Origin of the sequence: Mesorhizobium sp. M0437 (genome assembly GCF_040321335.1) — a bacterium.
Taxonomy (GTDB): Bacteria; Pseudomonadota; Alphaproteobacteria; order Rhizobiales; family Rhizobiaceae; genus Mesorhizobium.
The window spans coordinates 1-9,368 of the sequence record NZ_JAMYRK010000115.1 but is presented as its reverse complement, the minus strand read 5'-3'; the positions used below and the strand labels follow the sequence as shown (position 1 = coordinate 9,368).

10 protein-coding genes are annotated in these 9,368 nt (G+C 64.7%); 9 read left to right on the top strand and 1 reads right to left on the bottom strand.

The window, feature by feature from the left end:
- The first annotated feature begins 381 nt into the window (after positions 1-381).
- The 9 genes from NKI72_RS33045 (at position 382) to NKI72_RS33005 (ending at position 8,485) form a co-directional block, all read left to right on the top strand.
- Positions 382-1,209 carry a helix-turn-helix domain-containing protein gene (locus NKI72_RS33045; protein ID WP_352684793.1) on the top strand — a complete coding sequence of 276 codons (828 nt, stop codon included), beginning with the start codon at positions 382-384 and terminating at the stop codon, positions 1,207-1,209.
- A 107-nt stretch (positions 1,210-1,316) separates the two neighbouring features.
- Entirely contained in the window at positions 1,317-1,766 is a 450-nt protein-coding gene (locus NKI72_RS33040) for an SRPBCC family protein (RefSeq protein ID WP_352684795.1), read from the top strand.
- A gap of 12 nt (positions 1,767-1,778) precedes the next feature.
- Positions 1,779-2,573 carry an FAD binding domain-containing protein gene (locus NKI72_RS33035; protein WP_352684797.1) on the top strand — a complete coding sequence of 265 codons (795 nt, stop codon included), beginning with the start codon at positions 1,779-1,781 and terminating at the stop codon, positions 2,571-2,573.
- A 49-nt stretch (positions 2,574-2,622) separates the two neighbouring features.
- Entirely contained in the window at positions 2,623-3,105 is a 483-nt protein-coding gene (locus tag NKI72_RS33030) for a (2Fe-2S)-binding protein (protein WP_352852009.1), read from the top strand.
- Positions 3,106-3,119: 14 nt separating this feature from the next.
- Complete coding sequence (locus NKI72_RS33025) at positions 3,120-4,487, top strand: xanthine dehydrogenase family protein molybdopterin-binding subunit (RefSeq protein ID WP_352852007.1); 1,368 nt, start codon at positions 3,120-3,122, stop codon at positions 4,485-4,487.
- 1 nt (position 4,488) lies between these two features.
- Positions 4,489-5,493, top strand: coding sequence for a xanthine dehydrogenase family protein molybdopterin-binding subunit (locus NKI72_RS33020; protein ID WP_352852005.1), 1,005 nt, complete (start codon positions 4,489-4,491; stop codon positions 5,491-5,493).
- A gap of 9 nt (positions 5,494-5,502) precedes the next feature.
- Positions 5,503-6,384, top strand: coding sequence for an AAA family ATPase (locus tag NKI72_RS33015; RefSeq protein WP_352852003.1), 882 nt, complete (start codon positions 5,503-5,505; stop codon positions 6,382-6,384).
- Between the two features lie 77 nt (positions 6,385-6,461).
- Positions 6,462-7,598 carry a vWA domain-containing protein gene (locus NKI72_RS33010; RefSeq protein WP_352852002.1) on the top strand — a complete coding sequence of 379 codons (1,137 nt, stop codon included), beginning with the start codon at positions 6,462-6,464 and terminating at the stop codon, positions 7,596-7,598.
- On the top strand, positions 7,598-8,485 hold the full coding sequence (locus tag NKI72_RS33005) for an amidohydrolase family protein (protein WP_352852011.1): 888 nt from the start codon (positions 7,598-7,600) through the stop codon (positions 8,483-8,485). Before NKI72_RS33010 ends, NKI72_RS33005 begins: the two co-directional genes overlap by 1 nt.
- Before the next feature lie 212 nt (positions 8,486-8,697).
- On the opposite strand, the gene NKI72_RS33000 is transcribed toward NKI72_RS33005, so the two are convergent.
- A complete protein-coding gene (locus NKI72_RS33000) occupies positions 8,698-9,105 on the bottom strand; it encodes a carboxymuconolactone decarboxylase family protein (protein WP_352542966.1) in 408 nt (135 codons plus the stop codon).
- Positions 9,106-9,368: the final 263 nt, after the last annotated feature.

Here is a 9,368-nt window from a genome sequence, read left to right as displayed (position 1 = left end):
AGACTCAACTGACCCAGAACACGATCCACCATCGCGAATCTCCCTGCTCCAACCTCACAACAGAATCACTGATCGGCTTCTGTGCAAAGATCTCCTTGTGGGAGAAGGTGTCGCCGAAGGCGACGGATGAGGGGGGCTCCAGTTTGGCATCGCCTCATTTCTTCCAACACCCCTCAACCGTCTCGGCGCTAGCGCGCCGATCCACCTTCTCCCACAGGGGGAGAAGGGGACGCGCTCCTATCGCCGGGTCTGAAAATCCGCCGCTGCGGCGCATGGCCGGCGCCCGGACGTGCACATCCGTCTTGACGCAAGCCCGAACTGCGCCGCACAATCGCTCGCAGCAGGCGAAGGGAGGCCAGTCGCCTGCGGGAGGATATACCCATGACGGAAGCGATCAGGCTCTACTGGGGCCGGTTCGGACATGTTTCTGTCCTGAACGTCGCCAGCGACTTCGTCACCCACGCCCATGTCGAGGCGCATATCATCATCTGGCTGGAAGGCACCGCCGGCGAGATGACCATCGGCCGTGAGACGGTGCGGCTTGGACCGGGCACCGCCGCCGGCATCAATTCCTTCCAGCCGCACAGCCACGCTCTCTCCCGCGACGGCACGCCCGGCCTGTTCCTCGCCTTTTACATCGATCCGGACTGGGCACGGAAACGCCGCGAGCTGCCTTCCGCCGCGCCGCTGTTCTCCGCCCCGGCAATCACGCTCGAGCCTTGGCTGCACAAGGCAGCGGCTAACCTCCTCGACCATCTCAGCGACAATGAGAGCATCGACGACATCGCCAATTACGAGATCGAGCGCTTCATCGACAGCGTGCTCGATGCCGCCGACGCGTCCGCACCGCAGACCGTGCGTGCCCGCGTCAGCACCATGCAGGATTTCCGCGTCCGCAAGGCGATCCAGCTGATGAAAGCCAATGTCTGCGAGCGCATCTGCTTCGACGACGTGGCGCGCAGCGTCGGCCTGTCGCGGCCGCATTTCTTCGCACTGTTCAAGGAACAGACCAATCTGACGCCCAACGTCTATTGGAACACGCTGCGCATGGAGGAAGCGGTGCGGCAGTTGCAGTGGTCGCAGGAGCCGCTGATCTCGGTCGCCTGCAATCTCGGCTTCACCACGCAAGGCAATTTCTCGCGCTTCTTCCGCGACCATGTCGGCGTCCCGCCGACGCTTTACCGCGAAGCGGCGCGGGCGATCAGCTGAGCGCCTGTTTTTCAGACTATTTGATAGGCGTTCAAGACGCATTGATAAGCGCCGCCGAGCCTGCCGCCCTACCCTCCCAGGCAGCTGATTTGCGAGGGAACGTTCAAATGGCGAAAGTCACCATCTCCAGCGTCATCGACGCGCCGGTCGAAAAGGTCTGGGCGCGCATACGCGACTTCAACGGCCTGCCGACCTGGCACCCGCGCATGGTCGAAAGCCATATCGAGGACGGCAAGGATGCCGGCACGATCGGCTGCGTGCGCAATTTCCAGCTCGCCAGCGGCGCCCGCCTGCGCGAAAAGCTGCTCGATTTCTCCGACGAGAACTTCCTCGTCAGCTACGCCATCCTGGAGACGCCGCAGCCGCTCACCAACCACAAGGCGACGCTGCAGTTGCGGCGGGTGACCGACGGCGACCGCACCTATGCCGAATGGACCGCCAGCTTCGACGCGCCCCCAGAGGAAGCCGACAAGCTGGCCGAAGGCATGGGCGCCAACGTCTTCCAGGGCGGCTTCAACGCCCTGAAGGCCCATTTTGCCGGCCAGAGCCAGGCGTAAAGGGAGCGTTCCATGACGCTTGCATTGCAGACTTTCGCGACGGTGAAGGACGCCGGCGCGGCGCTGAAAGCCGCCGGCACCCGCTACCTCGGTGGCGGCACGTTGGTCGTGCGCGCCGCCAATGAAGGCGACGTGTCGATCTCCGGTTTCGTCAGGTCGACCGAACCGGCGCTGTCGGTTATCCACATTTCCGGCGGCGAGGTCCGCATCGGCGCTTCGGTGACCATGGCGGCGATCGCCCGCCATCCGGATCTCGCCCCGCTGGCCCACGCCGCGCGCGCCGTCGGCGGCCCGGCGATCCGCAACATGGCGAGCGTCGGCGGCAATCTCTTCGCGCCAACGCCTTACGGCGATTTCACCGTTGCGCTGCTGGCTCTGGACGCAACGGTCAGCACCAGCGACGGCGAGCTGCCGATCGAGACATTCCTGGCAAGGCGCGAGAGCAATGACGCTATCGTCACCGCGGTCGGCTTCACGCTTCCGACCGAAGGCGGCTTTCGCTTCCTGAAAGTGTCGCGGGTCAAGCCAAAGGGCATTTCGGTGCTGAGCATCGCCACCGTGCTGGAACAGGCGCCGGACGGCACTGTCACGTCAGCGCGGATCGCGCTCGGCTGCATGGCCGACCGGCCGATCCGTGCCAGGGCGGCGGAGAAAGCCTTGATTGGCCGGAAACTCACCAGCGAGGGCATCGCACCGGCACTGGCCGTTGCCCGCGACGGCACTTCGCCGCCAACCGATCCGATCGCCAGCGCCTGGTATCGCAACGAAGTCCTGCCGGTCCATCTCGGCCGGCTGCTGCTCGCCTGAAAGACCGTGGCGCATATGTCCGCCTGGCTGCGGCGCAAGGAGTAAAAAGATGGCAAAGGTCCCGATTCAGTTCACGCTCAATGGTGCGGAGAAAGCCGAGTTCATCGACAGCGGCACGACGCTGCTTCATGCGTTGCGCGACAAGATCGGCGACACCTCGCCGAAGGGCGGCTGCCATCAAGGCACTTGCGGCGCCTGCTCGGTCATCATCGACGGCGAGCTCAGGCTGTCCTGCCTGACGCTGGCCGAGACCTGCAATGGCGCAACCGTCACCACCACCTCGGGACTGGCGGAAGGCGGCGTGCTGCATCCGCTGCAACGCGCTTTCCTCGATGCTTTCGCCACCCAATGCGGTTTCTGCACGCCGGGCATGATCATGGCCGCCAAGGTGCTGCTGGATCACACGCCGAACCCCAGCCGCGAGGATGTGGTCGAGGCGCTGTCGGGCAATATCTGCCGCTGTACCGGCTACGAGCCGATCATCCAGGCGGTGCTGAGCGCCGCGCGGTCCAATTCGCAGAACGCGGCTTGAGGGGAGTCAAGAAGATGGAACTCCGCAAGAGCTACTTCGCCGACCAGCGCAAGGACGATCTGCACGAGATCGGCCAGCCGCGGCCGCGTTCGGATTCGCCGGGCCATGTCACCGGCAAGACCGCCTATTTCGCCGACCGCAATTTTCCCGGCATGCTGCACCTGAAGATGGTGCGCAGCCCGCATCATCACGCCCGCATCCGCAGCATCGATACGTCAGAGGCGGAAAAGCACCCCGGCGTCGTCAAGGTGCTGACCGCCAAGGATGTGCCGCACAATGTCTACACCATCCTGATCCTGATCCAGATCGGGCCGGAGGACGAGACGGTGCTGGCCGACGGCAAGGTGCGCTGGAAGGGCGAGGCCGTGGTGGCGGTGCTGGCCGAGACCGAGCGCGCCGCCCAGGAAGCCGCCGCCAAGGTCAAGGTCGATTACGAGGTGCTGCCGGCCGTCTTCGACATGGACGAAGCGCTGAAGCCCGGCGCTCCGATCGTCAACGAATATCACGGCCGGAATTATTACCTCTACGACAGCGGCGAATGCCGCAAGGTGCGCTTCGGCGATGTCGAGGCAGGCTTTACAGGAGCCGACCACGTGCTCGAACAGACCTACCAGTCTTCACCGATCGAGCATGCGCCGACCGAAACGACCGGCTGCATCGTCGCGCCGGAGGGCAACGACCGCTTCACCTGCTACACCAACACGCAGGCGATGTTCTTCACTCTCGATAGCGCCTCGATCATCCTGCAGATGCCCGGCAACAAGCTGCATTTCGTCGGCGGCACTGTCGGCGGCGGCTTTGGCGGCAAGGTCGACGTCATCGTCGAGCCGATCGCCATCCTTGGCGCCAAAATAACAGGACGACCGGTCTGTTTTATCTACAGCCGCGAGGAAGAGATGCAGATTTCCTCGCCGCGCGCCGCCGAGAAAGTCGTCATCAAGGACGGCGTCATGAACGACGGCCGCATCGTCGCGCGCAAAGTGACCGGCTACACCGACGCCGGCGCCTATTCGCGCCATTCGCCCTACGGCGCGCAGAAGGGCGCCGGGCATTATCCCGGCCCGTATACGATCCCGAATGTCTGGATCGACACCTACTGCGTCTACACCAACCGCACCCCGTCCTCGGCGATGCGCGGCTTCGGCGTCACCATCGGCGATTTCGCGCTGGAGGTGCAGATGGACAAGCTCGCGCGGCTGATCGGCATGGACCCGCTCGAATTCCGTTTCATCAACGCCTATCGCGATGGCGACATGAAAGCACATCGGCAGCCGACCGAGGGTGCTGCGCTGATCGAGTGCATGCAGGAAGCCTCGCGCGCCGCCAACTGGCCGGTGGCGGAAAAATTCATGGCGATGTCCTCTTACGCGAAGGGAGTTTGAGATGGCGATCAGGCGCGGACGCGGCGTCGCCGCGATCAATTATCCGACCGGCATGAATCTCGGCGGCGACCCGACCCAGGCGCTGGTGCATTCGACGCCGACCGGCAATTTCATGGTGACGCTGTCGAGCGTCGATCTCGGCCAGGGCATGAAGCAGATCATGGCGCAGATCTGCGCCGAGACGATCGGCGTGCCGACCGACCGCGTCGTCGTCGACACCGCCGACACCGACACCGGCCCGCATTGCATGGGCACCTTCGCCTCGCGCGGCACGCACCGCGCCGGCAATGCGGTTATCCAGGCGGCCAGGGAAGCCCGCCAGGTGATGCTGGAAGTGGCGGCCGAGGAGCTGGAGGTGAATGCGTCCGACCTCGAGACCGACGGCCAGGGCAACATCCTGGTCAAGGGCGCGCCGCAGAAATCGATCTCGATCTTCGATGTCGCGCTGTCGGCGCATTTCAAGCGAGGCCGTTCGATTTCCGGCCGCGGCATGTTTTTGATCCCCCGCTCCTATCCCGAAAAGGAGACCGGCGCGATGAAGCCGTCGACCTGCTACGCGCACGCCTGCACGGTTGCCGAGGTCGAAGTCGACGACGAGACCGGCGAAGTCACCGTGCTGACCGTGAAGAACGTCTTTGAGATCGGCCGCGCGCTGAACCCGAAAATGGTCGAGCAGCAGCTCGTCGGAGGCTCGTGGATGGGCATCAGCCATGCGCTCTACGAAACGACCGAACCCTATTATCCCAATCGCGACCATGGCGGCACCGACTTCAACCAATATCTGATGCCGGGTCCTGGGGATCTCGCTCAAACCGATATCATCGTGCTGGAGAGGCCCTCGGCGGACGGGCCGTATGGCGCCAAGGGGCCGGGCGAAATGTGCGCCAACCCGCAGATCCCGGCGGTCGCCAATGCCGTATTCGACGCGGTCGGCGTGCGCATCGATACGCTGCCGATCACGCCGGAGCGCATCCTGCGGGCGCTGAAGGCGCAAGCATCGAACTGAGTGTTGGAAATGCCCAAGAGAAGTGCCGAGACAGTCGCGACCTCGCCGGAGGCGGTGGCGTCCCGCCTCGCCGCCTCGCACTATCTCGCCGATGAAAGCCTGGCCACCGCCATCTTCCTGGCAATCAGGCTGGGTAAGCCGCTGCTGCTCGAAGGCGCGCCCGGCGTCGGCAAGACGGAGGCGGCGAAGGCGATTGCCGAAGTGCTCGGGCGCGATCTCGTGCGGCTGCAATGCTACGAGGGCATCGACGCCGCACATGCGCTATACGAGTGGAACTACCAGCGCCAGCTGCTCGCCATCCGCCACGCCGGCGAGCACGAGATCGACATCTATGACGACCGTTTCCTGATCGCGCGGCCGCTGCTGCAGGTGCTGAAGGCGCCGGAAAAGCGCGTCCTGCTGGTCGACGAAATCGACCGGTCCGACCATGAATTCGAAGCGCTGCTGCTGGAGTTCCTGTCCGATTTCCAAATCAGTATTCCCGAGCGCGGCACCATTCGCGCGACGGCGCAGCCGATCGTCATCCTGACCTCGAACCGCACCCGTGAACTGGCCGAAGCGCTGCGGCGGCGCTGCGTCTATCACTGGATCACCTATCCCGACGCCATTCGCGAGGCCGAGATCATCATGCTGCGCGCCGGCGACGTCGCCGAGGCCACGGCGCGCGCCGTGGCTTCCGCCGTGCGCGACATCCGCGCGCGTCCGCTGGCCAAGCCACCAGGCATCGCCGAGGCGGTCGAGTGGGCCAATGCCGCGACCATCCTCGAAAAAGGCGGCAGCCCGTGGCCGGAAGCGTTTCGCCGGGCCATTGGCGTGCTGATCAAAGACGAGGAGGACCTTTCCTGCATTGCGCCGGAGCTCGGCAAGATTGTCGAGGAGGCGCTGGCGTGATGCACGATCGAAGCGCGCTAGCGCGATACCCCAGGGCTAGTGCGCGACGCTGGCAGGACAGAGGGGGGCGCGAAGGAATGATGCGTGCGGAAAGCTTGCCCCGTGCGACCACGCCGTTCCTCGGCTTCGCCCGGCTGCTCCGCCGCTATGGCTTCGCCGTCGCACCCGAACAAATCACCGGCTTCATGCAAGCGGTGACATTGCTCGGACCCCGCTCGATGAACGACATCCGCGAGGCGGCCCTCGCCACGCTGGCGCCGCCGCCCGACCGCCGCGACGAATTCGAGGCGCATTTCCGGAGCCATTTCTATGGGGATGCCGCGGCGCTGATCGAGGGCGAGGCCGACGAGGAAACCCGCATCAAGGACGATGGTGCAACGGGCGAAGAAGAAATCGAAGTGATCCGCCAGGAGGAAGGCGGCGAACTGTCTTCGGCCAGCGAACAGTTGAGCGTCCGCGAGTTCCATCGCGACAGCGACGGGCTTGCCGCCTTCCGCCGCAAGCTCGCCACCGCTTTGCCCGCGCGCCGCTCCTTCCGCACCGTACGCACGCATGCGCGCGGCAAGCTCGATCTGCGCCGTTCGCTTAGGGAGATCGTCAGCGCCGACGGCGATATCCCCTCGCCGCTGCTGCGCCGGCGGCAGGCGGTGCCGCGCAAGCTTCTCATCCTCATCGATGTATCCGGCTCGATGAAACTCTACACATCAGACTATCTCAAGCTGGCGCATGCGGCGGTGCAAGGCGCCGACCGGGCGGAGGTCTTCACTTTCGGCACACGGCTGACCCGCATCACCTCGCCGCTGCGCATTCGCGACCGCGACCAGGCGCTGGCCCGCGCCGCTGCCCAGGTCGACGACTGGGACGGCGGCACCCGTATGGGACCGACGCTGCTCGCGTTTCTATCGGTGCCGCGCTTCTCCGCCTTTGCACGCGGGGCGGCGATCGTCATCCTGTCGGATGCGCTGGAGCGCGGCGATCATGCCGAGCTGGAGACGGCGATGCGCCGGCTGAGCGCCCGCGCCTTTCGGCTTTCGCTGGCGACGCCGTTGGCCGGCGATCCGCGCTTCCGGCCGGCCACGGCAGCACTTCGCGCCATCCTGCCGGTGCTCGACGACCTGGTCGACGGCTCGTCCATCGCGGGCCTCACCGAGTTCATCCTGTCGCTCGCCCGCCCCGCCCCGGCGGCCGCGGCAATCTGGAAGAGGGTTTCGTGATGCAGAAGGCGATCGACGCGCATTTCCACATCTGGCGCCAAAAGGACCAGCCATGGCTGGTCGGGCCGATGGTGCCGCGCATCTTTGGCCCTTACGAGCCGATCCGCCGCGACTATCCGATCGAGGAATTCCTCGCCGACCAGCAAGGCTCGGGCGTCGAGAAGGCGGTCTATGTCCAGACCAACTGGGCCAAGGAGGATTTCGAGAACGAGGTCGCGTTCCTGCAGAAGACCGCGGAAGAAACCGGCTGGCCGCACGCCATCGTCGGCTATGCCGACATGACCGTGGACGACGTGCGTTCCCAGATCGACCGGCTGATCAAGTATCCGCTGCTGCGCGGCGTGCGCATGCAGCTGCACTGGCACCAAACGCCGGCCTTCCGCTTCGCCGCCTCGGCCGATCAGGTCATCGACCCGAAGGTGCGGGCCAATGTCGCGCGGCTCAAGCATTACGGCCTGTCCTTCGACCTGCAGCTTTTCCCCGCCCAGATGAAGGATGGGCTGACGCTCGTCGGCGAGAACCCCGAGACCAATTTCATCCTCACCCATGCCGGCATGCTGACCGACATGGAGCCCGAAACCACCGAGGCCTGGAAGGCAGGCCTGCGCACGCTGTCAGCGGCGCCCAACCTCTATGCAAAGCTGTCCGGCCTCGGCACCTTCGTCCACCACAACGACCCGGCGCTGATCGGCTATATCGTCGACAACACTATCGACATCCTCGGCAGCGACCACCTGATGTTCGGCTCGAACTTCCCGATCGAGAAGCTGTGGACCAGCCACGCCGAGCTGATCAGGGCGCACCGGGAGGCGGTGGCGAAACACGGCGCGGCGGCCGAGGCCGATATTTTCTGGAACACGGCGGAGAAGGTTTATCGGCCGGTGTAGCGCGCGTCCCTTCTCCCCTTGTGGGAGAATGTGGATCGGCGCGTAGCGCCGAGACGGATGAGGGTGCTGGAAGAAACTAGGCGGAGAAAATCCCAGCGATTTGAAGCACTTACGTCTCCAAGGCCGCGATCCGTCCAGCACCCCTCATCCGACCGAGCTTCGCTCGGCCACCTTCTCCCACAAGGGGAGAAGGGAAGGCGCCGCGCCTCACCTCACCGCACCTCGAACTGCGGATCGACCGGTATCTGCATCGCGGTGACCATCTGGTTGGTCTGCCCGGCCAGCCCGATGATCGAGACCAGTTCGCCATGCTGCGCATCGGTCATGCCCTTGGCCCGGGCTGTCGCCGTATGCGAATGGACGCAATAGGAGCAGCCATTGGCGGTCGAGACGGCGATGTAGATCATCTCCTTGGTCAGCGGATCGATGGCGCTGTCGGCGACCATCACCGCCTTGAGCTGTTCCCACACCCGCTTCAGCGACGCCGGATCATTGGCCAGCCCGCGCCAGAAATTGTTGACGAAATCGGATTTGCGCGTCGCACGGATGTCGTCGAATACCGCCTTGACCGCCGGGATTTTTTCCACCTCGGCATCGCTCAGAAGTTTCGTCGTGGCCATGGCTTGGTCCTTTCGTTTGGATCGTTATGCGAGGTCGTTGAATCAGGTCGGGAGAAAAGGCGGCTAACCGCCTTGGATGAATCAGCAATTGACGCGCTGAGGCAAGACCGTAAGGCTGGCCGAGGCCCCTCACCCTCGTCATCCCTGGGCGAAGCAGGAGCGAAGCTCCGTCGCGGAGACCCTGGGATCCATATGTGGACGGCGCCCTGCCTGCAACGGTTGTTTTGCGTCGTTTTCGATCGCTTGCGTCCATATGTCCGGCC